Raw genomic sequence first — 24,242 nt, 5'->3', positions numbered from 1 at the left:
TCTTTTATTAGAGGATTTCCATTAATGAAAAAACAATTATAAATACCTTTTAAAATATGCAATTAAGAAAATCAGAAAGAAAACAAGCCAAGATTAAAATGGCTTTGCAAGGAAGTGCAGGAGCTGGTAAAACGATGTCAGCTCTATTACTTGCCAAAGGACTTACTAATGACAACTTATCTAAAGTCGCTGTCATAGATACAGAAAATGGAAGTTCAGACCTCTATGCTCATTTAGGAAGCTATAATGTACTAAATATGCAGCCACCTTATACACCAGAGAAATACATACAGGCAATAGATATTTGTCTTGAAGCAGGTATGGAAGTTATTATCATTGATAGTATCAGTCACTGCTGGGATGAACTTTTAGACTTCCATAGCAAGTTGCCAGGAAACAGCTTTACGAATTGGAATAAAGTCACACCAAGGCAAAAAGCATTTGTAGATAAGATTCTACAATCACCAGCTCACTTTGTTTCTACCATGAGGACTAAACAGGATTATGTGCTTAATCAGAAAAACGGAAAGTATGTTCCTGAGAAAGTAGGACTCAAAGCAGTACAAAGGGATGGAGTGGAATATGAATTTACATTAGTGTTTGACATTGACTCAAAACATTTTGCAACTGCCAGTAAAGACAGAACCAATCTATTTAATGGTAAGCCAGAGTTTATGATAAGCACTGCTACAGGTAAAAAAATCTTGGAATGGTGTAATGCACCAAACTCTCAGGAAGATGTCTTAAAAAGCATAAATGAATGTTTATCTGTAAGTGAGCTTATGAAGTTATATAAGGATAATCCAGAATTTCAGAAAACTCTTAATGCAGATTTCATTAAGAAAAAAGAACAATTAGAAAATTTAGTTAAACAACCAAAACACAGTCAAAATGGAACTTATAACAGTAACCCAAAACAATAATATTTCCTCTTTACCTGATAGTATAAAACAATCTTCTCAAGATTCTCGCACACTATCAGAAAAGAGAAAATTTAAACAGAATCCATTTATAGAGGCTAACACAAAGGATGTTAGCCTTTCTTGTTTAAAAGAGGAATGTATTATCCCAGTATTTGCAAAAGATAATGAAAGAACAATAGCACATCAAGAGTTCATAGAAATAACTCAAGACTGTGTTAGTAGAGTTTTTAATAACCAGCAGATTGATAAGCCAGAAATAAGGGTAAGTCATCAAATTAAAGGTAGAACCAGTGATGCTATACACAAGTCAGCAAATGAATTATTAGATACAGAAGTTACACAATACTTTGAAAGGATGGCGTTTATGGTAAGAATATCATCAATAACAGAAACTATTAATGGTAATCCTTTATCCTTGATGGTAGGTGGTGTTAGAGCCTATAATCATGAAAATCTTTACAGTAAGAAGACCTATGAAAAATTCAAGTTCTTCATAGGATTTCAGAATATGGTGTGCTGCAATATGTGTATATCATCTGATGGCTTTGTATCAGAAATGAGAGTAGGTGGTTATGATGAGCTTCAAGCTAAAATAATGGAAACTATACAAGGCTATGAAGCAGAGAATCATTTACAAGCAATGAGAAACCTGACACAGCAGAGTATTACAGAACATCAATTTGCACAGTTAATTGGTAAAGCAAGATTGTATAATTACCTACCCAAAGAACAAAGAAAGGAACTGCCACAAATGGACTTTGCAGATAGGCAAATGAATACCATAGCAAAAGACTATTATGAAGATAAGAGCTTTTGTAAAGATGAAAACGGAAACATCAACTTATGGAATGTCTATAATCTTTTCACATCAGCTAATAAGAGTTCTTATATAGATGCTTTTCTGGATAGAACTGTCAATGCTTTTGATTTCACAAATGGATTGGCACAAACTCTCAATGGGGATTCCAAGTACTCTTGGTTTTTGAATTGAGTTGAAGAGACCTTGCCCTACTTATGTAGGGTAGGGTTATTTTAAATGAAATATTTTGCATAAATAATTGAAAGCTCTTCATCAAATGCTTCCTTTAATTCTTTTTTAATTATGGCACTCAGTTTTTTAATTTTTCCTATCTCATTTAAAATAATTTTATTGTCAAAAAGTTTAAGCCATTCAACTTTAAATAATGATAAATCTGAGTTTTCTCTGAACAAAAGGAACTTCATTACATCTGATGGGTTGTGAACCAGTTTGAGCCTTTCATCACTACTTTTCACTTTCATACTATATATAAAAATAATAGCATTGTGGAAAACAAAGTTTTTAAGTTTAATTTTACCATTATTGTTTTCAATTATGTCTTCATTTTCATTTGGGCTGTAAATATTTAGTTCTTTAATATATTCCTCAAAATATAGGTTGTAGTCAATAATTTTATCATAACAGCTAAATACATATAGTTTTTCATTAAACTTTAAATTCAGTCTATTTATTATGATTGATTTTAGTTCACTTTTAATTTCCTCATTTGAAATATGCCATAAATCAATTATTAAGATATTGTTAGGGTCATTATAATCATAATCAGATAAAAGTTTAAGTATTAAATCTTTATCATCAATTGGCTCAAATCCGTTTTTATCAAATACTTTTGCAATTCCTTCAATTAGGTCAGATGAACTATATTTCTTTGTTTTTAATTGAATGATTTTTAAAATTTTGATGCAGTTTTCTCTATTCAATAGAGATGGTTTCATCTCAATTAACCATTTAAGATATTTAAGGTCACTCCAATTTAAAAAATCTTCATGTTCTAAAAAAGAAATGAGATTATCTGAAAATTTTGACTTATCCTTTTCTGGAATTTCAATTGAAATCAAAAGAAGCATCATGTTACTAAAGATGCTTCCCATATTACCACCAAAAGCCCTATTACTTAACTGATTGAAAATAGATTGATTTTTGTAATTACCATTAAAAAACAATTTTGAATTTGTGAAAAATGAATTGAAATAATTAATACAATATTCGACCACATTTTCAATTTCTTTTTTATCAAATTTCAAGGAATCAATCTTATGTTTCTGTAAAAAAGATGATAAGTCACTAGGATTACTATAATTTACAGTGAAGCGAAATAAGTCACCTGAAAGAGAGTCTAACTTTTGATTATAAGCCTCATTTGTAATATGACTTAGAATAAGTGCTTTTATTCCTTTTTGAATAGCCTTTTTAAAATCAGAAAAGACATCTATTATGATATAATTTTCAACATAGAAATTAATTACTTTATAAAGCTCTATATATATTAATTGAGGATAGTATGGACCATAAGAATTAAAGTATTTGTCTCTATTATAGTTTATATATAATTCTTCAACTTTAGAATAAAGTTCCTCTATTTCATTATTATAGTCTTGCAAAACAGAATCATCTCTAATAGTGATTAATAATTTTAATTCTTCATCACTATTGTAAGGTATTTGGAAGATTAATTTATCAATGTCAATATCGTTTATCTCTTTTATCAAATCTTCTTTTTTCTTTTCAGGTAAATTCTCATTGTACCTGATTAAATTTTTCAGAGATTTTTTGTTTTTTGAAGAAATATAATAAGTTAAGTATTTTCCTGTTTGCCATGCTTTTGTAGCAATTTCTTCAAACATGTTATATGATAGAAAATAGTTTCCAATCTTATAGTTTAAATATGCAATTTGCAAGTCTTCTTTTATGTCAGATTTTTCATTTATTGAATAACTATTAAGGTTTGTTAAAACATCATTTAGTTGGTATCTTTGGTATTTACATTTAGTACAATTACATTTTGAGTCTTTTTTTAAATTAATATTTTTTAAGTTGTTTGAAAAGCCTTTGTAGCCAAATGAATCAGATTGTTTTCTCTCAGTAGTTACATTAAAAATTAAACTGTTATTTAGTTTTATAATTATTTCTTTTAACTTCTTTTCATTTTCTTTCTTTTTAGAATCAGATATAGCTTCATTTGAGTTGTAAAATACTTTATCATTATCGATTTTTAAATTATTATAGAAAAGTTCAACAACATTCTGGTTTTTTAATAAAAGTGTTGTTTTTTGAATTAGAGGCTCAGGTTTATCTGTGATTTTAAATGGATATAGTTTTGCTATAAAAGATTGAGGTAAAGATTTTAATTCTGAAAACCTTGATATTGATTTGTGGATTTGTTCTAAAACATTTTCCTTTTCAATTTCAATTCTCAATTCATCATAATATCTTATAAATCTCAAAAAATTTAATAAATATTGACCTTTCTCACTTAGACTTTCAACTTCTTTGAGATAGTTCTCAGAATATATATTCTTTTTGTTTAGGAAATCTTCAATATAATTTGAGTTTTTATTTTGTTTATCAGTATAAATAGCATCAAAATAGTCTAAAACGTTAATACCTTTGTTTTTGAGGTAGAGCTTATGAGATGTATGAATTTCTTTGTCAATTGAAATCAAATAAGCATTTTGAAAGTTATTCCCTAAAATATTTCTTACGTTCTGAACTATTTGTTTTAAATTATAATCATTAAAGCTATAGCCAATAAATAATACTACTTTTGAAGCAAAAACAGAATTAATAAAGGCTTCAATTAAAGGATGATTTTTGCTGTAGTTTAAATAATCATCTTCTTTTAGAACAAAGTCAGTGTCATCTAAATCACCATGTATTTTAACTAATAATTTAGTATTACTAGAATATGGTAAGTCATTATCTTTTTTAACTATTGAAAAGGGAAGTGACTTTTTATTTATTACTTGCTCTAATAAATCCTCAAAATTGGTAGTTAATATGTGTTCAGGATTTAACTCAAAGATTTCTTCATGTATTTCATTATGTTTTAGTCTCTTATGTTCTAAAGCAGACCTTATCTTTTCAACATATTCTTTTTCTTGTCTTTCATTAAAATAGATTTGAGGAATTTTTAAGTAATCATTTTCATAATCAGGCAAATCAAGGTCTTTCTTAATTTCATTAATTAACTGCCCCCAACTTGGAACACCAGCATCTATTGAAATTCCTGCACCTGCAAAGACTACAAGTTTTTTTGTAGCTATTGCCTTTTTTATAATTTTAATATCAGTTAAAAATTTATTTATCATTACTTTTTGAGCTACTTAGTGGTTGATTTTTTAAAATCATCAAAAACTATTTCTTTTATATTTCTGTAGGTTAGATGGTTTAATTTCAAGTTGTCATAATCAGAAACAAAAGGCAACTTTTTATTTATCATGTCTTTTTTAATATCATGGTATGATACTCCTTCCCAGACTTGGCACTCTAAATATTCAGCTAATTTATCACAACCATTATTGGCTAGATAAATAATTTCTGTACCGCCAAAAATTGATATTATATCATAAACATTTTTTCTAAATTCATTTAGGTAATCAGTCTTTTCATCTTCATATAAAAATCGATACTTATATATAGTTATCAATTCAACACAGTTCTCATAAACCCTTATGTTAAACACAAAAGGACTGTTGAAACTTATTAATTCTTTAGCATCTTTATCTGGTATAACCTTGTCTTGTTTTTCGCAATAAATTTCTGGAAATTCATATTCCCAATCTCCTGTTAGTTTACCTGAACCAATAATAGTAATATGGTCTAATTTTAACGCCTTTAAATTAGCCAGAAACTCATCTTTGTTCTCTTTGATAGTGTTTTTTGTAAAAGACCTACAGTTACTTATAATATATAAATCAGTAGCCATTTTATAACCCTTTAATCACTTCAATTACACTATGTGCTGTATAAGTGTTCTCAACTTGTTTAGATTCAAATACCATGAAGTATTTATAGTTATCTCCAGCTTTTTCAGCCCAAGTTTTACCTAAAATATTTTTATTTCTACTATCATCATTATCATAAACATCACCTTTAGTTTCTAATAAGATAATGTTACCTTTCTTAGTGTAAAGTATAAAATCTGGATAATGATTAGAGCTAAAACCATTTAAAGCAAAACCTTTGCCTCTTTCTAGGTTTCTGTGCCAGAACACAATGTTGTCTAATGAAGCTACTTCCATAATCATTTTTTGCTCATAGTTGTTCATACTAGCTTCTCTATCATATAGTGATTTACTAATAGTTGTACTAGGGTTTAAAAAGGATAATGATTCAGGGAACTCAAAATTTTCTTTTACAACAATCTTGTTGCTATCTATAAGAATTTTAAAACGCTCTTTAGCATAGGTGTCTGTTAATTCATTGATTTTGTCTTTAATCTTTTTTACATAAATAAAGTCATTATCTACTATGTCTCTGATTTGTTCACTAGATAAATTGTCAAAAACTCGACTTACATATTTTTGTAATTCTTGTTGAGAAATAGGTGTCATATCTCCCAATTTGGAAACTATGATGCTACTTATTTGATTTATTTGAGATTCTTTAGGTTTTGAAAGAATTGTGTCTGTTAACATTCTCTTTGCAAGTTTAGAGAAGTTTTTTACTGTTGCCGTTTTTTTGTGTTCATCAAAATCTACTGCTGTAATTTTTTTTGAAAGTTCATCAAAAGTAATTTGTGTACTGTAATTTGATAGTTTAAAACCATCTAAAAGACTAACCTTATTAAGATATTGGTCTTCTGAATTTAACTCTTCAAATAAACTAACACCATCCAGTTCACTTTCTTCTACTTTTTTAAAGAATTGAGGTAATTTAATAGTGTTGGCAATAGCTTTAAATTGAGCGTCTAGCTTATAGACTTTTGGTGCAGTTTTCATAATATCTGTAAAAATAGAAGTCGTATCATCAATCTCTATATCATTAACTTTCTGCTCAAAAGTTTGTCCTTCAACTTTTGCTTTTTCTGTGATATGAGATACTAAAGTGTTTTGCTGATTAATAGTATCAAGTGTAAACTCTTCATTAGGGTTAAATTTAACTGCATCTACATCAAAATCTTCATCAGATTGTACATAGTCATCTGGTTTAGGTTCATCTGCAAATAAGTCTTGGGTCAATACCTCATTAGGTGTTAACTCTTCTTCTTTAGCTTCTTCTGCATAATAATCATCTTTACTAAATCCTGATTCTTGTAATCCTTTAACTATACTATCTAGTGTTTCATTAAACCTTGATGAAGCTGTTAATACAAAAGACATATTTAATAATGCTTCTTTATGTTTAACTACATAAGGTTGTCTTAAAACTCTTCCTAAAATTTGTTCTACTTCTACTGCTGAAGATTTATCTGCAAGTGAAGCTAGTATATAGGCATTAGGGCAATCCCAACCTTCTTTTAAAGCATTTACTGTAATTATATATTTTACAGGACAATCTTTAGCCATTAGGTCAATACCTTTAAGCTCATCAATACCGCTAGTTTTAATTTTTATCTGTTCTTCTGGAATTTGAAGTTTTACTAACTGTTCCTTTATTTTTTGAAACGTAGTATTGTTTTTTCCTTTAATATTAGATTGTGCTTGAAATAATATAATTGGTCTAATGTATTTTCCTGTAGCTTTTTCTTCTTCAATAGCTAAAAGTTCTAATTGTCTTTGTAGATGTAAAGCACTTGTGATGACTTCCTCTTTTTTATGGTGATTATAAACCACAACAGGCAGCTTAACCATATGTTCTTTTTTAAGAGCCAAGGCATTTACAAAAGAAATAATGTTACTGTTTTCTTTAGGTGTAGCAGTAAGGTCTAGTACTAAAGAGGGATTTAAGTTATTTAGCATTTCTACACTTAAATCGCTTTCTGCATTATGACTCTCATCTACAATTACAATAGGGTTGAGGCTTCTTATAACATTTATTAAAGCAGTTTCATCTGTATCTGGTAAAACAAGGTCTTTATCTACAATAGTATTTCTAAAAGCCTCTAAAGCCCCATTTTCTTGAAACACTTTTCTGTCATCTTTCTTTCTTGAGTTTATGCGTAAACTACTAAAGTTAAATACAAAAATGTTTAGCTGTTCTGTTACAGAAGTAGGGTTAAAATTAGCTCCTTGTAATAACTGGTCTTTTTCATAAACTTCAACCCTGTTGCCAAATAAACTATTTAGTTTTTCTCTATATGGGTGGTTAGGGTTCGATAAGTTTTTTACAGTTTGTTGCAACAAATTAGACCAAGGTACTAACCAAACCACTGCTTTTGCATTACCTTGATAAAAATGCTTGTTTATGGTATGCAAAGCATTACAAGCTATAAAGGTTTTACCTCCAGCAGTTGGAACTTTTACTGCAATGTGTACAGCATTAGATATATTATCTTTATAAGGCTTCATACCTTCAAAAGAACCATCTAACTGTGGTGTATAAGGCATTCCTAATTTATCTTCCCAGTATTTATTAAAAGCACTAGCAGGTGTTGCTTCTTTTTGTACATAAGACAAAAAATGCTCTAAATCTTTTATTACTTTATGTTGGTATGGTTTTAATTCCATTAATATCCCTGATTTTTTTTATAACTATTTAATTTAAATAGTAGTTTTTTTATTTTTAGTAGTCTTTTCCATAGTTTATCAATAGTATTATTTTTATCTAAAAGACTTCTTGTTGGGTGAGCTATCTTATTTCTAATGTTGTTTATACTATTCATATCTTCCCAATTCTTTCCTGAATATGAAAGATTTTTAAATAGTTTCTTTTTAAGAATGATGTTAAATAAATCTACAAGAAAAAAATGCTCAGTTAAATAATTTTCAAGACCACTTTCAACAAGTTCTTCATATTGATTAATAATACTTTGGTATTTATTAGTTTTACATTTATCTTCTATATTAGCCTGTTCAAATGCTATAGCCTTTTCATTTAGCCAATCAAGTATTTCTTCATGAGATAAATGGTAATTAACAAATAATGCAAGTTCTTTTTCTAATTCACAGATTAAACTAAATATATAGATTTGAACCTGTTTACAATTTAAATTACCTATAGTAATTAGTCCAGAAATATCATCATTAAAGCTAAGAAAATAAAAGGTTCTCTTTTCTTTATAAAACTTATCAATTATAGTTTCAATATTTGTATTTAAGGGTATTATGTCTTCAAAAGATATGGTATGTTTTTCTATATGTTCAAAATTATCTGGTGCTTTGGTTTTATAAAATTCATTGATATTACCATTTTTTGAAACAATTGGTAAATGGTCAAATCTTTGACTTTTCATTTTTTTAATGTGATTAATACCATCATCTTCTGATTCATCTATGTACTCCCATCTTTTTTTACTAATACCAACTGTTGCGGCACTAATTTTAACTTTACCATCATCTAAAAAATATAAATCTTCAATCATTCTTTTAGTATTAAAATCTAGTTATATCTCTAGGTATCTTTTTAAACACAATGTTATACTTATCCATTATGCTTTGGTCTAATAAGCAGTTGTCTGCATAAATGATATATTGACTAGCTTTAGTTTTAATAGATCTTAAAAAACTTTCATCTAATGTGGTTAAGCTCTCTTTTTGGTAATAGAAATAATAAGCTGTATCATTTTTAGTACCTAATAAATAATCTTCTTTTGGTTTTGTAAATGGTGTTTTAGCTTCACTATACCAAACATACTCTAGTATTTTATCTAAAGAAACTTCTTCATTTAAAAAGCCATTATCTAAAAATAAAGACTCTCCTAACTCATAGTAAGTAAAATCCCCTCCTGTACCTTCAATAGTTTTAGAGCCTTCTCCATAACCATTTATTACTCTTTTTACTCTTTCAGCAGTTATGGTATTGGCATAGTCTTCCATTTCTACTAAAATAAACTTTCTATTACCACTATCTTGCTTATTAAGATTAAGTACTGCATGAGCAGTAGTTCCTGAACCTGCAAAGGAGTCTAAAATTATAGCATTTTTGTCTTCAAATGAATTTAATAGTAATTCTAAAAGTTTTACAGGCTTTGGGTAATCAAAAGTACTTTTATTAAATAGTGATTCTAAATCAATACCTCCAGAGCTTTTTAAGCTAATGATAGACCTTAACAGGAAATCTTTTACCTCATGTAAATATTTAATTGAACTAGGTTGTGTATTTTCATCTTTAGCAAACCATATTTTGCCACATTTAAAAGAGCCGTCATGTAATATTTCAGTATTGTCATAATCTAAATATTCATCAAAAGTTTCTTTTTTCCACCTCCATCCTCTATCTGGAACTTTACAAGGTTTGCCTGTTTTTGGGTGTATGACATCATATGTTGGACCAAATGTTTGTCCATTTGGCCAACTCAAGTTTATTTTTCCCCATAGTTCATAATTTTTATCAAGAGAATTATATAGGGTTATGCCTCTATCATATCCGTTTTTTTTATAGAGGGTTTTAAGTTCTTTTTCTACTTGAGCAATTGGAGTTTTCTTTTTTTTATGTTTTTGAGTTAATTCAAAAATATCATCTAAACCCTCTTTTAATTGAGTAAATCTGTGTGATTTTGAATCTCTTTTTGCATATAATAATATATACTCGTGAATATTACCTATTCCTTTATCATTTTTAGGAACTCTTTTATTCCATGTTATTTGTTCAATAAAGTTAGAATGACCAAAAATATCATCTAATAGCATCCTTAGGTGATGAATTTCATTTTCATCAATAGATATAAAAATAATTCCATCATCAGCTAACAGTTTATGTAGTAATTTTAGCCTTGGGTACATCATACATAGCCATTTATCATGCCTTGATAAATCTTCACTTTCTTTACCCACAACTTGCCCTAACCATTTTTTAAGTCTTGGGTGGTTTACATTATCATTATATACCCAGTTTTCCTTACCTGTGTTATATGGTGGGTCTATGTAGATGCATTTTATTTTACCCTCATATTCTGGTAGTAAACTTTTTAAGGCTTCTAGGTTATCGCCATGTATTATTTTGTTTTCAGAAGTCGTGTTTTTAGCTTCTTTACCATTACTAAAGGTGTATTGAGGCTCTAGTATTTTATAAGGTACATCTTGGTGGTGGTTTATTACTTTTTCTTTTCCTATCCAGTTAAGTGTTGGCATATGGTTAGTTCTTTACTTCTGTTTTAATTCTTTTTAACGCTAGTTTTATGGCATCTAATGCCACTTGTTCTCCTTGTACATCTTCATATACTTTTTCACTTAGCCATAGGGTTAATAGCTTGTTATAATCTATGTCTAAAGCTAAAGCTAGTTTCTCTATTTGTTCTCTTGTAGGTTTTCTATCTCCTTTTTCAATTTTACTTATAAGAGCAGTATCTGCATCTATCATAGAGGCTACTTCTCTCAATAATAGGTTTTTAGTTTCTCTTTTAGATTTTAGTAATTCTGAGAGTGTCATTTGCTAGTCAAATTAGTTCTTGTCAAAGATTGTCTAAATCTAGTGAGTTTAAATGTTATATAAAATTTTTTTAAAATTTTTTTCTAACAAGAATAATTCAAACACGCATCACCTTCTCAATACCCCCACCCATACTTGAGCAAAGGGGAATCCCCACCCCTTTGTATATAAAACAAAATTTTTTAGTCGTCAAGAAAAAAATGAACAAGGTGATAGCTGTTCCTTTTCTGATAGTTTAAGATGTTGTTTTATGAAAAGAAATGTTCAACTCAAAAATTTTAAAATCATGGTACGAATTGTTAACTATCAACAAAGAGAATCTGATGAAGGCAATGTGTTCTTTGCTTTAATCATTCAAGGTGGTGTAGAATTAGTGCAAAGTAGAGAAACTAATAACTTCTACGCTACTGCAAGAAAAGCATCCATTTCATCAACATTTGATGAAGAAACCTGTAAGGCACTAATAGGAAGTGAAATTCCTGGTGAAATAGCCAAAATTGAATGTGACCCTTATGATTACACAATCAAGGAAACAGGTGAAATTATTCAATTATCACACAGGTATCAATATGTTCCTGAAACACCATCAGGAAGAAATGATATGAGTGAGTCCACAATTGATGATTTTGTTCCTAGTGAAACTGCAAGTGAGGAACATCACCCATTACTATCTAGTTAAAATCAACATGCCCAAGACTAATGGTTTTGGGCATTTATTTTTTGAATTATGAATACAATACAGGAAATAAAAGTCTCTTATACTTCTGGTAATAGAGATAAAGTAAAGATTACTAACAGTAAGGATAGTTATGAACTGCTTTTGTCTTGCTGGTCTCAGAAAATCATTGAGTTACAAGAGGAATTTAAGGTGTTACTACTAAATAGAAACCATCAAGTATTGGGTATTTATCCTTTGTCTAAAGGTGGCGTATCTGGAACAGTAGTAGATGCTAAGTTGGTTTTTAGTGTAGCTTTAAAGTGTAACGCTTCAAGTATAGTCATAGCTCACAATCATCCTTCAGGAAATTTAAAACCTAGTGAAGCTGATTTAAGACTAACAAAAAAACTTAAAGAAGCAGGAAACTATTTAGATGTTAAAGTCCTTGACCATATCATACTATCAAGAGAAGGATATTATAGTTTTGCAGATGAATCACAAATGTGAATGAAGTTACAAACCACTCTTTAAGGCTATAAATATGATAATATAGAATTGTTCAGATATATATTAATAGCCATTTTTTAATTTTCTATATCCACTAAATCTTTAAGAGAAACCCCTAAATGCTCAGCTATTTTACTTAGAGTATAAATGGTGGGATTTGTATTACCAGCTTCTAATCTGCTAAAGTTGGATTTTTCAATATTACAAAGACCAGCAATATCTTGTTGAGAGATATTCTTTTCTTCCCTAATTGATTTAATCCTTTTGCCTATGGCAATTTGAAGCTGTTTTTTGTCAGTCATTAGTGCATGTTAGTGACAAACAAAGTTGTTGTTTATGATAACTAAATGGTTATCATATATGATAAATAGCTATTTTTGAATTTAAAACGTTTAATTAATTATGAATTTAAAGCGAATTACAGCATATGATGCTGTTGAAAAAGCTGAGTTTAAACTTGATGATAAGTTTAATGAGCATATTGCTATTGACTTAGAAGAGGCAGTTAATAAGCCTTTTGAAATAATCAATTATGAACAAGACAAGGTGAAAACCAATAAAAAGAAGTTCCACTTTGAAAACAAAGATTTCAATTATCAGTTTAATAAAATACTTAATAATCTTAAAGGCTTTTTACCCTATTTAATAGGAATCATAATTTTGTTTTTACTGATAGATTTTCTTCAAAAGAATAACTACATAAGTAACGAGTTAGGTTTATTAATCACTGTACCAATTATACTAGTCTTTATTTATAAGTTGTTTGGTAGCCTAATGTTTATTATTTCTTATCCAAAAGCTCTAATAATTAGTAATGGTTATATATATGAGCTAAGTGGACTTAAAAGAAAAAGTCATGCTTTCTTTTTTGATGAAATAGTCTTGAGTAATACAAAACAGAAAAACTACATCTACTTTAAAAAGAAAGATAGTTTTAATGAGAAGTCATTAGTATTTTATTCGGATATTGAGGATAAGACTTTAGAGAACTTTTTTAGAGAATATGTTAAGGTTGCACATAATATTACTTTCAATGAGCGACTTAAATAAAGATACTCTAAAGATAGGCTTATTCTTAGTAGTTCTATATGTAGCTTACAACTTAACTTCAGTAGATAACCTTATTGTAAAAATCATAGCTTATACTGTGATAGTTATAGGTGTTTGCATTGCTATTTTTGTAATTACAGGTGATTCAAAGTCTGATAAATGAAAATTTAATCCTATTGAAACTAAATTGAAATCTATTAAAGAATTAATATCTCTTTCTACTGATAGTATTATTTCAATAGATAAAGTTGAGTTTTGGTTACTCAAATACCAAGACGAATACAGGCATTTGGAATCACTTAGAGAAGGTGAATTGCTACCTTTATCCAATTATGCAAGAGCAGAAGATAAGTTTGTAGATTTATTTGAACAGTTAGAAGAGGTGTCAAGATACCATAAGTTTGAATCTTATTGTAAAGAACAACTAGAGATTTACACTTCAATCAATAGTGATACTGTAAAAGTAGGGAAGTGGCTAAGAACCAATGAAAACTTTTATTATGAGGAATTTATTCATTTTTCTGTAAACTACTTGGACTATTTGGGAGACAATAAAGAATATCACTTAAAGATATTTTCTTATCTAAATAAAGATATAGAGTTATTTATAGACGGAAAGGATTTTGAATCTACAATTGAGCTTATTGAAAAATTTAATCAAAACATTTAAATTTAAAACAGAATAAAGGAGGTTAAAAAGGCATACTATTAGGTAACCTTTTTTGAATGGCTTTTGTAAGAATTTGATAATCAATATAGAGAAGGAACAGGTTCGAGTCCTGTTCCCGCTACTAAATGAGACTCATTTGCTTTTTTGCATTTGAGTCTTTTCTTTTTTATAGTATATCGTTTAAAATGGATATGTTAATTCTAAGAATAAGTTTGTTTTGTAGGTTCAATATTTCTTGTTTTATCAAAATCTAAAACCTTCTGGAAAGACAATGTTTTTAAATATTCTTTTATTATGATAAACATGGGGTTTAAAGAATTTATATGATCTATAATCTATTTTTAAAAACTTGTCTTCATTATTTTATAATTAGATGTTTTGAAGACTGACTTAATAAATTTCTTCTTTCAATTGTAGTAAATCTAAACTCTATTTTATCATATTACTATTGAAGTCTATTAATTTTGATTTAATAAATTTTATTTCCACTTCGTGATAATTCTTTCTATTCACCTCCTTTTTTACACTAATATAAATGTAGTATAGTGTTAAATAGGCATGTAAATGCTGTAATTGTTTCATATTTTGAAACTAGAGTGATAATTATTACCTCAACAAAATGTTAAGTTTGAGCATTGTCTATCTTTAGGTATGGTACTTGAAAAATTAAATACAAAACTAATATTCGAAATTTTATTAATTGGATTTTTATTGTTTTCGCTGTTTATAAGTTTTGTGAATTTTTGGCGCTTAATATTAATTAAATACGAAATATAAAATAACAGATGCAAACAAAAGGTAAAATACAAATATTTAGAATAGTTGCTGTAGCACTATTATGTACAATATTAGTAATATCTATTTCGAATTCAAATGGAGATATAAAAGAAAATTTTGAAGTAGTTAAGGGTACTAATGTGGCACATTGGTTGTCGCAAAGTGATAGAAGAGGTATTGAGAGAGCGTCCTTTTTTACAGAAAAGGATATTAAGCGAATTGCTAACATGGGCTTTGATCACATTCGCTTACCTATTGATGAAGAGCAAATGTGGGATGAAAATGGAAATAGACATCATGATGCATTTCGTTTAATGGAAAATTGTATTGAATGGTGCCAAGAAAATAACCTTAGAGTAATTGTTGATTTACACATTTTAAGATCGCATCATTTTAACGCCAAAGAAAAGCCTTTGTGGACAGATGTAAATGAACAAAACAAGTTTTTTGATTTATGGAGAGATTTATCAAAGACCTTGAGTAAATTTCCAAATAGTTTAGTAGCCTACGAACTTATGAATGAAGCTGTAGCAGATAATCATGAATTCTGGAATAATTTAGTGGCAAAAGCTGTAGCAACCATTCGAGAATTAGAAAGTGAGCGTACCATAGTAATAGGCTCTAATAGATGGCAAGCAGTAGAAACTTTTGATGCATTAAGAGTACCTGAAAATGATAAAAATATTTTATTAAGTTTTCATTTTTACGAACCCTTTTTGTTAAGTCATTATGGAGCCAAATGGTTGCCTTTAAGAAATTACAAAGGGCCTGTAAACTACCCCGGAACAATTTTAACTAAAAACGAGTTTGAAATCCTTCCAGACAATATGAAAATTGAAGTTGAGAAATGGGTTGATAAGAAATTTGATAAAGATGTATTACTTGAAATGTTGCAAAAGCCTATACATAAGGCTAAAGCATTAGGCTTACCCTTGTATTGTGGTGAATTTGGTATTATATCAAATGCACCAAACAAAGAAAGTCTTATTTGGTATCAAGATATAGTTCAACTTTTTAATGAAACCGGTATTGGATATGCAAACTGGAATTATAAAAGCGATAATTTTGGATTGATATCTTCTAACGGTAAAGAAAATAAAAACCTGATAAAGATAGTTTCTAATTAGTATGTTGAATAGTTTTTTTAACCCTCAAACACCCGTTTAAATGAAATATTATTTAGTAATTATAGTCTTATTTTTAATGAGTTGTTCTCAAACTAAAGTAACTAACACAGAGAATGATGTAGAGGAAAAACGCATTAATAGTATATTGGCACAAATGTCAATAGATGATAAAATAGGACAAACTAACCTTAGAGGAACTTCAAGTAGGGCTAAAACACTATCCGAATCGTTAAAAGAAGCTGTAAGACAGGGAAAAGTAGGGGCATTACTTAATGTAATGAACGTTGAATTTGTAGACGAGCTTCAAAAAATAGCAGTAGAAGAAAGTCCGCATAAAATTCCTTTAGTTTTTGGAAGAGATGTTATACACGGTTTTAAAACCATATTCCCTATACCTTTGGGCTTAGCGGCGTCTTGGGACGAGAATGTAGCTAGATCATCTTCTAGAGTTGCTGCAATAGAATCGAGTTCTGTCGGAATTCGTTGGACGTTTGCACCTATGCTAGACATTGCTAGAGACAGCCGATGGGGCAGAATAGCCGAATCACCGGGAGAAGATCCTTATTTAGCTTCTGTTTTAGGAACTGCTTATGTGGAAGGTTTTCAAGGCGATTCATTAAGCAATTCAACTAGTATAGCAGCATGTGCAAAACATTTTATTGGTTACGGTGCGGCTATTGGAGGAAGAGATTATAACACGGCTTTAATACCAGAACCTCTATTACGTAATGTGTATCTGCCGCCTTTTGAAGCAGCCTTAGATGCTGGAGCTGCTACCGTAATGACATCCTTTAATGAAGTAAATGGTGTGCCTGCAACAGGAAATGAGTTCCTGTTAAAAGATGTTTTAAGAGATGAATTGAAATTTGATGGATTTGTAGTTAGTGATTGGGATTCAACAATTGAAATGATAGCACATGGTTATGCTAGAGATGAAAAACATGCAGGCGAACTAGCAGCAAATGCAGGAATGGATATGGAAATGACAAGTAAAGCCTATGAAAATAATCTAAAACAACTTATTGAAGAGGGTAAAGTCTCAGAACAACAGTTAGATGAGTTCGTAAAAAATATATTAAGAATAAAGATAAGATTGGGGTTGTTTGACAAACCTTATAGAGATAAAAAAAATGAGGCTAATTTTTATTCAAAATCGCATTTAGAACTCGCAAAAGAAGCTGCTATAAAAAGTACTGTTTTGCTTAAAAACAAGGCAGTTTTACCATTGTCTAAAAACAAAAAAGTAGCTTTAATAGGGCCTTTGGCAAATGCACCTTTAGAGCAAATGGGAACTTGGACGTTTGATGGAGACAAAACACATACTGTAACGCCACTAGACGCCTTTAAAAGTGCAAATGTAAATCATATTTTTGCACCCGGTTTAACACATAGTCGAGACTTAACTAAAACCCAATTTAAAAAGGCACTTACTGCCGCACAACAATCTGATGTCATAGTATTTGTATCAGGAGAGGAAGCCATTCTTTCAGGAGAAGCACATAGTAGAGCTAACATAGATCTACCAGGAGCACAAGAAGACTTAATAAAAGAATTGTCTAAAACAGGAAAGCCTATTGTTTTAGTCATTATGGCAGGTAGACCCATTACCATAACAAATATAATTGATGATGTTGATGCAGTTTTAATGACTTGGCACCCTGGTACAATGGGCGGCGAAGCTTTACAAGAAATAATTTTCGGATCGAGAGAACCAGAGGGAAGACTACCCGTATCATGGCCAAAAACAGCAGGACAACTACCTTATTTTTACAATCATAAGAATACAGGGCGACCTGCAAATAATGAAGATTATGTAGCCATGTATGATATTCCAATTGAAGCGTGGCAGAGTTCTTTAGGGAACGATTCACATTATTTAGACATAGGCTTTACACCTCATTTTCCGTTTGGTTATGGTTTAGGCTATACAGCGTTTAAATATGATGCTATTAAAATTTCTAAGGATACCATTAACTTTAATGAAGACTTAATTGTTAAGGCTACCATATCTAATATTGGTAAAAGAGATGGAAAAGAAATTGTACAATTGTATACTCAAGATGTTGTTGGAAGCATTACTAGACCTGTAAGAGAGTTAAAAGGCTTTCAGCATGTTAGTTTAAAAGCAGGAGAAACTAAAGAGGTGTCATTTAAAATTACATCAGGGCAATTAAAGTTTTCGAATAGTAAAGCAATTTATGCTGCTGAGGAGGGGAACTTTAACGTGTGGGTTGGACCTAATTCATCTTCAGGTTTAAAAGAAAGATTTTATTTAAAAAAGTAGTTGTATGATTATTATAGTCATGGGGGTAAGTGGATGTGGCAAAACTACAATTGGTAGTCGTTTATCTCAAAAAACAGGTATTCCTTTTTATGATGCTGATGATTTTCACCCAAAATCTAACATCGATAAAATGACACGAGGAAATTCTTTAAACGATGATGATCGATTGCCATGGTTGGAGTTATTGGCCGATAATATTTTAGAGTGGTCATCCAATAAGGGAGCTGTATTGGCGTGTTCAGCGCTTAAAGAAAACTACAGAGTTATTTTAGCTTCTAAATACACTAATATTATTTGGGTATACTTGTATGGAAGTAAAAACTTAATTAAAGAAAGAATTGAAGCGAGAAGCGGGCATTATATGAATTCCGATTTACTAAACTCACAATTTCATGATTTGGAAGTTCCGAATTATGGTATTCACATAGATGTTTCTGAGACCCCAGAAAAAATCATTAACACAATTGTTTCAAAATTAAAATAAAAGATATGAGTACCTCATTTTTTGGTGTTATAGGTTTAGGCGTTATGGGAAGTAGTTTATCCCTAAACATAGCAGAAAAGGGATATGCTTTGTCTGTTTATAATAGAACAAGTCTAGGAGAAGAACACATGCTTTCTAATTTTATGGAAAGCGTAAATGCAGATATGACTGTTAAGGGAGTTGATGAGCTCGAAGCATTTGTTGCGTCATTGCAAAGGCCCAGAAAAATTCTTGTCATGATAAAAGCGGGACCAGCTATTGATAATCTTATTGACGCATTACTACCACTTTTGTCAGAAGGCGATGTTATTATTGATGGCGGCAATTCCCACTATTTAGACACCAATAGAAGGAGCAAGTATTTAAATGCAAATAACTTACATTTTGTAGGTTGTGGTGTGTCTGGTGGAGAAGAAGGAGCAAGAAAAGGACCTTCGATAATGCCAGGGGGTAATAAAGAAAGTTATACTATTATTGCACCAGTTTTAGAAGCAATTGCTGCAAAAGACAAGAGCAACAAACCCTGTAGTGCTTATGTAGGGAAAGACGGTGCAGGACATTTTGTTAAAATGGTACACAATGGTATTGAATATGCCGAAATGCAATTGTTGGCAGAAGTTTATGCAGTACTCTCAACAACAAAAACTAATCCAGAAATTGCAGCGTTATTAGAAACATGGAATTCTACCGATTTATCGAGCTACTTGCTTGAAATTACCATCAATATACTCAAAGCAAAAGAAGGTAATGGCTATATATTAGATACCATTTTAGATAAAGCTGGGAATAAAGGAACGGGATCGTGGTCTACAAAGGCTGCATTTGATTTAGGAGGCGTAAACACCATGATGTCCGCTGCGGTTTTTGCACGCTATATATCATCTTTTAAGTCTAAACGTGAGCAATTATCTAAGTCTATAGAAAAGTCTGCAAATAAAGCAGAATCAATTGATTTAATGGCTTTAGAGAAAGGATACCGATTTGCTAGAATTATGAATCATTTTCAAGGTTTTGAATTGATGAAATTGGCATCAGAAGAATTTGATTGGGAGTTAAATCTATCTGAAATTGCAAGAATATGGACTAATGGCTGTATTATTAGATCAAAATTTATGGAAAGAACCGTAGATCTTTTTAAAAACAACAAAAGTTATTTAGACGATAAAAGTATTTTGGATATTTTAATTTCTGATGAAAAAAATATTAAGGATTGTATTATTTATGGTGTATCACACCGAATAGCTTTTGATACCTTTTGGGCGGCTTATAATCATTGGATTGCACTCACCACCAAAAACCTACCAGCAAATTTAATACAAGCGCAGCGTGATTATTTTGGAGCGCATACTTACGAGCGTGTTGGGGCACCAGAAGGACAATTTTTTCACACAAAATGGTATTAGTCATGATAGATTTTTCTCTTTTAACCTCTGTATTAGCAGGCGTAGCATTATTGCTAGTATTTATTTTACGATTTAAAATACAAGCATTTATTGCATTACTTATAGCAAGTATTGTTGTTGGTGTATTAGCAGGTATGCCACCCTTAACCATTGTTAAAACTATGCAGGAAGGTATGGGGAATACCTTGGGTTTTGTAGCTGTTGTGGTTGGATTAGGGGCTATTTTTGGTGCTATTTTAGAGCATTCAGGAGGCGCAGAATCATTAGCAACTTATTTGTTAGAAAAGTTTGGAGAAAAACGATCATCTTGGGCATTAATGTTAACAGGTTTTGTTGTAGCGATCCCTGTGTTTTTTGATGTGGCCTTCATCATTTTAGTGCCTATGATATATGCGTTACAAAGAAAAACAGGTAAATCATTATTGCTCTATGGTATCCCGTTATTAGCAGGTTTGGCCATAACACATGCATTTATTCCTCCAACACCTGGGCCAGTTGCAGTAGCTGATATTTTAAAAGCAGATTTAGGTTGGGTAATTCTTTTTGGATGTATAGCAGGAATTCCTACTGCTATCGTTTGTGGTCCCATTTTTGGAAAATATATAGCAAAGAAAATACAGGTAGAAGCACCACCATTAGGTGAAACTGTAGAGATAGAAAAAAATACACCACCAGTAATTGTTATAATTACCATCATAGCAATACCAATTTTTTTAATTGTTCTAAATACAGTAATTCGAAGCCCGTTTTTTGAAAGTTATAACCTCCCAGAAATCATGTTACAATGGTTAGGTATGTTAGGTCATCCATTTTCTGCTTTAATAATAGCAAATCTTATTGCATGGTATGCACTAGGAGTAAGAAGAGGATTTACAAAACAACAGCTTTTAGATATTAGTACAAAATCTATGGGGCCTGCTGGTATTATTATTTTATTAACGGGTGCTGGAGGCGTCTTTAAGCAAATGTTGGTTAATACAGGAACAGGCGAGATGTTGGCTAATTATTTTGCCGATAAGGGCGTGAGTATTTTATTATTTGCGTTTTTAGCAGCAGCTTTAGTGCGTATTTTACAAGGGTCTTCTACCGTTGCTATGATTACAGCTGCAGGACTTACAGCACCGCTCTTAACGGCAACATCTATTTCAGAACCTCAAAAAGCGTTATTAGTTGTTGCTATAGCATCAGGCGCAAGTATTCTATCACATGTTAATGATAGCGGATTTTGGCTTGTTGGTAAATATTTGGGATTATCAGAACAACAAACCTTTAAAAGTTGGACGGTAATGACAACACTATTGGCTTTAATTGGTTTTGTGAGTACTCTTATTTTGTCAATAGTATTTTAAGGATTATGGGTAAAAGGAATTTTTGAATTTTATCCCTTTCTTTGCTTTATTGCTTTTTTTGATTGAAATATGAAGAATCTCAAAAAACCAATTTTGCATCTAAGATGATTTTATTTAGCGCCTGTGGAATTGCTACATTAAACTGGACAAAATGTTGAGAGACTTTGTCTGTTAGTAATTACTTAGCATCATGAAAAAACGCACCAGATACTAGGCTCTAGAGTTTAAACAATAAGCAGTAGAATTGAGCTAAGCCAAAGATAATGTGAAGCAGGTTTTCAAAAACCTAGACATCTATCCCCTCCGCTCTGTAACGCTGGCATAGCGAGCTAAGAGATTACGGCAAGAATAGTTTTCCTGGTCGAGGCAAACCAAAAATGACCGATGAGGAAAAAGAGATAGCCCATTTAAGGAAATCTTTAAAAGAAGCAAAACTGGAACGTGACATCTTAAAAAAGGCCATCAAGAAAATACCCGAAGCTGAGTTATTAATCTTTACATGGTTAGGAACTTGGAGCAATAATAAAAGAAGACACTTCTTTTTAGAACACAAAACTATAAGAGAATTTGAATTTAGATATATAGAACCAGAAACTATCAGCTTAGTCATTCAACTTAAAGTCCATTATAGGATTATTTACTGTTTTAGACTGTTCGAATAGTAAAAAACTAAAAGCAATAGAGCCTAACAAAGAAAATCATTAGATCATTACCCAAATGAGTCTGAATAAGCAAAATATTAATCGGGTTTTTTTGTTGCGTTACAATGAAACCATAATTTTATAGACCTCAGTATGCGATTTAGTACAAATTATAAAAAAGACAAAGAATATAAGATATGAAATGGTTTAAAATCAATAAAATATAAATGTATAACATCGCACAGGGTGTTACCCTTTTATTTTGTTCTCTTAGTTTTGAGAGTAGACTTAGTGTAAGAAAAAAAGAATTGTGCGAAATTATTAATATTAATAAGCTATTTTCATATAAAGAGAGCAGTAAACATTGGTTTGTATTAAAAAAGAATGTTATTGTCCATGTATTGAGGTTTTGTGTCTATTTTTTTGCTTATGGCTATTATTAATTTTGAAATATTATATCGGTATTATTACGATTATGTCTTTTTTTTAACCTTTTTTTTAGAATTTAATAATGCTAAATAGTTGAAAAATAACAGCTCGCTAAAACCACACTATTGTGAGCGTATCGTATTAGGCTATATAATATCTTGAAATTAAACTAAATATTGACTAAAAAATGAAGACAAAAAAACTAGGAGTGTTAATAATTGCTTGCCTATTGTTATTGGTTATTGGGTGTAGCGATGATGATTCGGTTAAAACAGATTCTGTGCCGGAGATTAATTTGTTAACAAAGAGTATTTCTTCGCTTCCAGGCGAAACTTTTGTTGTTAAAGGAACGTTGGTTGATCCAGCGGGTATTCAATCTGTAAATTTGAAGTATGAACCGTGGTTTTTAGATAAAACCATAACAAAAAATGATTCAGTATATAAAACTTATGAATTAGATTATAAGTTTAAAGTTCCAGAAGATGCTATTGAAGGTAGTGAGCATCTAATTCTTATAACGGTAATCAATCAAGGAGGAAATCAGTCTACCGAAAACTTAGTGGTTACTCTAGATCAGGATATAGCCAGTCCTATTGTTCAGGTAAATAGCCCAACTAATGGAACTACTGTTTTAATTGGTGAAGGAAACGAAATAGAGTTCGATATAGTTATTACTGATCAAGAGTTGGCAGAGTTTAAAATTGAAAGTACAATGTTAAACGAAACTATTCCAGTTTCGGGAACAAGTTATAATTATATGAAATCGTTGGATATTGAAGATGAAGGCAGGTACGATTTCACGATTACTGTTGCAGATGCCTCAGGAAACTTAACAACGGAAACGCTTTATGTTAATGTACTTAACGAATTGTTGTTTGATGCTATGTATTTAGCAGATGTCTCTAGTGATGCAGAATTAAATACTGATTTGTTTGGGGTGCCTTATGCAACCGAGGCTAGTACCTTAAGTGGCGAAGACGGATATGTGTTTACAGCCCGGTATTATGCTGCTACAGAGAATGTCGAATTGCGATTCATTCCTCAGAAAGGCTCTTTTGAACCTTATACTTTCGGTGCAAGTCAAGACCAGCCAGGAGTGCTAGATATTGGTTCGGATAATACAGTAACTCCTATAGTTCTGCCGCAAATAGGATACTACGAAGTGATAATAGATGTAAAAAATCTAACCTACACGGTAAATGCCTATATTCCAACCGATGATGCTTTTGATCAAGTGTACATTTTAGGTCGAGGAGTGTTTGTTGGAGATTCTTCTACCTGCGTAAACAATACAACAGGAGCCACACAGTGTTGGCACTTTAATTCAGGAAAACCTTTTAACGTAGATTCTAGCAACCCTTATCTATGGACCTTAGATATTAGTGTTGATGACCAACCTGGCGATGAGGGTGCTAACGGGTTTATTTTAAATTCAAATGCCTCTGGATGGGCTCCTTTCTGGAGAGTTGATAATGCTGCCGATCCAGAAGCTACTGTCCCAGGCGGGGGAACAAACTATGTTTTTCCAGATGATGCCTTAGGAAAGGATTATAAGGTGGTATTTGATACGCACCTAAACAGATTGTCATTTCTGGCGAGATAAAAAATCAACTAAATTAATATACGATTATATGAAACTTACAAAATTGATA

General features: G+C 30.7%; 19 protein-coding genes and 1 pseudogene. 13 read left to right on the top strand and 7 right to left on the bottom strand.

Annotated features, from left to right (window positions below; translation table 11 throughout):
• The first annotated feature begins 56 nt into the window (after positions 1-56).
• Both ACNG5D_RS15250 and ACNG5D_RS15245 read left to right on the top strand, forming a co-directional pair.
• The gene (locus ACNG5D_RS15250) at positions 57-923 is read left to right on the top strand and encodes an AAA family ATPase (protein ID WP_418184396.1); all 867 of its coding nucleotides are present in this window, start codon (positions 57-59) and stop codon (positions 921-923) included.
• A complete protein-coding gene (locus ACNG5D_RS15245) occupies positions 892-1,914 on the top strand; it encodes a DUF3871 family protein (RefSeq protein WP_418184395.1) in 1,023 nt (340 codons plus the stop codon). Before ACNG5D_RS15250 ends, ACNG5D_RS15245 begins: the two co-directional genes overlap by 32 nt.
• 41 nt (positions 1,915-1,955) lie before the next feature.
• Here ACNG5D_RS15245 and ACNG5D_RS15240 read toward each other — a convergent pair whose 3' ends face one another.
• The 6 genes from ACNG5D_RS15240 to ACNG5D_RS15215 are packed head-to-tail and all read right to left on the bottom strand — an operon-like array spanning position 1,956 to position 11,211.
• A complete protein-coding gene (locus ACNG5D_RS15240; protein WP_418184394.1) occupies positions 1,956-5,051 on the bottom strand; it encodes an SIR2 family protein in 3,096 nt (1,031 codons plus the stop codon).
• A gap of 11 nt (positions 5,052-5,062) precedes the next feature.
• Positions 5,063-5,668 carry a hypothetical protein gene (locus ACNG5D_RS15235; RefSeq protein ID WP_418184393.1) on the bottom strand — a complete coding sequence of 202 codons (606 nt, stop codon included), beginning with the start codon at positions 5,666-5,668 and terminating at the stop codon, positions 5,063-5,065.
• A 1-nt stretch (position 5,669) separates the two neighbouring features.
• A complete protein-coding gene (locus ACNG5D_RS15230) occupies positions 5,670-8,351 on the bottom strand; it encodes a DEAD/DEAH box helicase (RefSeq protein WP_418184392.1) in 2,682 nt (893 codons plus the stop codon).
• On the bottom strand, positions 8,351-9,205 hold the full coding sequence (locus ACNG5D_RS15225) for a hypothetical protein (RefSeq protein ID WP_418184391.1): 855 nt from the start codon (positions 9,203-9,205) through the stop codon (positions 8,351-8,353). Before ACNG5D_RS15225 ends, ACNG5D_RS15230 begins: the two co-directional genes overlap by 1 nt.
• A gap of 10 nt (positions 9,206-9,215) precedes the next feature.
• Entirely contained in the window at positions 9,216-10,913 is a 1,698-nt protein-coding gene (locus ACNG5D_RS15220; RefSeq protein ID WP_418184390.1) for a site-specific DNA-methyltransferase, read from the bottom strand.
• Between the two features lie 4 nt (positions 10,914-10,917).
• Positions 10,918-11,211, bottom strand: coding sequence for a helix-turn-helix domain-containing protein (locus ACNG5D_RS15215; RefSeq protein ID WP_418184389.1), 294 nt, complete (start codon positions 11,209-11,211; stop codon positions 10,918-10,920).
• A 250-nt stretch (positions 11,212-11,461) separates the two neighbouring features.
• Here ACNG5D_RS15215 and ACNG5D_RS15210 point away from each other — a divergent pair, with 250 nt between their 5' ends.
• Together ACNG5D_RS15210 and ACNG5D_RS15205 are read left to right on the top strand one after the other, a co-directional pair.
• Positions 11,462-11,890, top strand: a complete 429-nt coding sequence (locus ACNG5D_RS15210) for a hypothetical protein (RefSeq protein ID WP_418184388.1) — start codon at positions 11,462-11,464, stop codon at positions 11,888-11,890.
• A gap of 48 nt (positions 11,891-11,938) precedes the next feature.
• A complete protein-coding gene (locus ACNG5D_RS15205; protein ID WP_338734015.1) occupies positions 11,939-12,376 on the top strand; it encodes a JAB domain-containing protein in 438 nt (145 codons plus the stop codon).
• A 77-nt stretch (positions 12,377-12,453) separates the two neighbouring features.
• On the opposite strand, the gene ACNG5D_RS15200 is transcribed toward ACNG5D_RS15205, so the two are convergent.
• Positions 12,454-12,678, bottom strand: a complete 225-nt coding sequence (locus ACNG5D_RS15200) for a helix-turn-helix domain-containing protein (RefSeq protein WP_418184387.1) — start codon at positions 12,676-12,678, stop codon at positions 12,454-12,456.
• Between the two features lie 100 nt (positions 12,679-12,778).
• On the opposite strand from ACNG5D_RS15200, the gene ACNG5D_RS15195 reads away from it, so the two are divergent.
• The 9 genes and pseudogenes from ACNG5D_RS15195 to ACNG5D_RS15155 all read left to right on the top strand — a co-directional run bounded on the left by ACNG5D_RS15195 (position 12,779) and on the right by ACNG5D_RS15155 (position 24,193).
• Complete coding sequence (locus ACNG5D_RS15195; protein WP_418184386.1) at positions 12,779-13,426, top strand: hypothetical protein; 648 nt, start codon at positions 12,779-12,781, stop codon at positions 13,424-13,426.
• Between the two features lie 289 nt (positions 13,427-13,715).
• Entirely contained in the window at positions 13,716-14,096 is a 381-nt protein-coding gene (locus ACNG5D_RS15190; RefSeq protein WP_418184385.1) for a hypothetical protein, read from the top strand.
• A gap of 785 nt (positions 14,097-14,881) precedes the next feature.
• The gene (locus tag ACNG5D_RS15185; protein ID WP_418184384.1) at positions 14,882-16,000 is read left to right on the top strand and encodes a glycoside hydrolase family 5 protein; all 1,119 of its coding nucleotides are present in this window, start codon (positions 14,882-14,884) and stop codon (positions 15,998-16,000) included.
• A 40-nt stretch (positions 16,001-16,040) separates the two neighbouring features.
• A complete protein-coding gene (locus ACNG5D_RS15180; RefSeq protein WP_418184383.1) occupies positions 16,041-18,284 on the top strand; it encodes a glycoside hydrolase family 3 N-terminal domain-containing protein in 2,244 nt (747 codons plus the stop codon).
• A 4-nt stretch (positions 18,285-18,288) separates the two neighbouring features.
• Positions 18,289-18,768: a gluconokinase gene (locus ACNG5D_RS15175; RefSeq protein WP_418184382.1), complete on the top strand. Its 480-nt coding sequence runs from the start codon at positions 18,289-18,291 to the stop codon at positions 18,766-18,768.
• A gap of 5 nt (positions 18,769-18,773) precedes the next feature.
• Entirely contained in the window at positions 18,774-20,171 is a 1,398-nt protein-coding gene (gene gndA, locus ACNG5D_RS15170; RefSeq protein WP_418184381.1) for an NADP-dependent phosphogluconate dehydrogenase, read from the top strand.
• A gap of 2 nt (positions 20,172-20,173) precedes the next feature.
• Positions 20,174-21,520: a GntP family permease gene (locus tag ACNG5D_RS15165; protein ID WP_418184380.1), complete on the top strand. Its 1,347-nt coding sequence runs from the start codon at positions 20,174-20,176 to the stop codon at positions 21,518-21,520.
• Between the two features lie 190 nt (positions 21,521-21,710).
• Positions 21,711-21,978: pseudogene (locus tag ACNG5D_RS15160) on the top strand (transposase); the annotation flags it as partial.
• Positions 21,979-22,777: 799 nt separating this feature from the next.
• A complete protein-coding gene (locus ACNG5D_RS15155) occupies positions 22,778-24,193 on the top strand; it encodes a hypothetical protein (RefSeq protein ID WP_418184379.1) in 1,416 nt (471 codons plus the stop codon).
• The last annotated feature ends 49 nt before the right edge of the window (positions 24,194-24,242 follow it).

Source organism: Algibacter ulvanivorans, assembly GCF_048381495.1.
Classification (GTDB): domain Bacteria; phylum Bacteroidota; class Bacteroidia; order Flavobacteriales; family Flavobacteriaceae; genus Algibacter_B; species Algibacter_B ulvanivorans.
This window is presented reverse-complemented; position numbering and strand designations above follow the sequence as displayed.

Excerpts from the sequence above, each read along its gene's own strand:
- ACNG5D_RS15250 (WP_418184396.1), top strand. The coding sequence starts at position 57 with ATGCAATTAAGAAAATCAGAAAGAAAACAAGCCAAGATTAAAATGGCT.
- ACNG5D_RS15245 (WP_418184395.1), top strand. The coding sequence starts at position 892 with ATGGAACTTATAACAGTAACCCAAAACAATAATATTTCCTCTTTACCT.
- ACNG5D_RS15240 (WP_418184394.1), bottom strand. The coding sequence starts at position 5,051 with ATGATAAATAAATTTTTAACTGATATTAAAATTATAAAAAAGGCAATA.
- ACNG5D_RS15235 (WP_418184393.1), bottom strand. The coding sequence starts at position 5,668 with ATGGCTACTGATTTATATATTATAAGTAACTGTAGGTCTTTTACAAAA.
- ACNG5D_RS15230 (WP_418184392.1), bottom strand. The coding sequence starts at position 8,351 with ATGGAATTAAAACCATACCAACATAAAGTAATAAAAGATTTAGAGCAT.
- ACNG5D_RS15225 (WP_418184391.1), bottom strand. The coding sequence starts at position 9,205 with ATGATTGAAGATTTATATTTTTTAGATGATGGTAAAGTTAAAATTAGT.
- ACNG5D_RS15220 (WP_418184390.1), bottom strand. The coding sequence starts at position 10,913 with ATGCCAACACTTAACTGGATAGGAAAAGAAAAAGTAATAAACCACCAC.
- ACNG5D_RS15215 (WP_418184389.1), bottom strand. The coding sequence starts at position 11,211 with ATGACACTCTCAGAATTACTAAAATCTAAAAGAGAAACTAAAAACCTA.
- ACNG5D_RS15210 (WP_418184388.1), top strand. The coding sequence starts at position 11,462 with ATGAAAAGAAATGTTCAACTCAAAAATTTTAAAATCATGGTACGAATT.
- ACNG5D_RS15205 (WP_338734015.1), top strand. The coding sequence starts at position 11,939 with ATGAATACAATACAGGAAATAAAAGTCTCTTATACTTCTGGTAATAGA.
- ACNG5D_RS15200 (WP_418184387.1), bottom strand. The coding sequence starts at position 12,678 with ATGACTGACAAAAAACAGCTTCAAATTGCCATAGGCAAAAGGATTAAA.
- ACNG5D_RS15195 (WP_418184386.1), top strand. The coding sequence starts at position 12,779 with ATGAATTTAAAGCGAATTACAGCATATGATGCTGTTGAAAAAGCTGAG.
- ACNG5D_RS15185 (WP_418184384.1), top strand. The coding sequence starts at position 14,882 with ATGCAAACAAAAGGTAAAATACAAATATTTAGAATAGTTGCTGTAGCA.
- ACNG5D_RS15180 (WP_418184383.1), top strand. The coding sequence starts at position 16,041 with ATGAAATATTATTTAGTAATTATAGTCTTATTTTTAATGAGTTGTTCT.
- ACNG5D_RS15175 (WP_418184382.1), top strand. The coding sequence starts at position 18,289 with ATGATTATTATAGTCATGGGGGTAAGTGGATGTGGCAAAACTACAATT.
- gndA (WP_418184381.1), top strand. The coding sequence starts at position 18,774 with ATGAGTACCTCATTTTTTGGTGTTATAGGTTTAGGCGTTATGGGAAGT.
- ACNG5D_RS15165 (WP_418184380.1), top strand. The coding sequence starts at position 20,174 with ATGATAGATTTTTCTCTTTTAACCTCTGTATTAGCAGGCGTAGCATTA.
- ACNG5D_RS15155 (WP_418184379.1), top strand. The coding sequence starts at position 22,778 with ATGAAGACAAAAAAACTAGGAGTGTTAATAATTGCTTGCCTATTGTTA.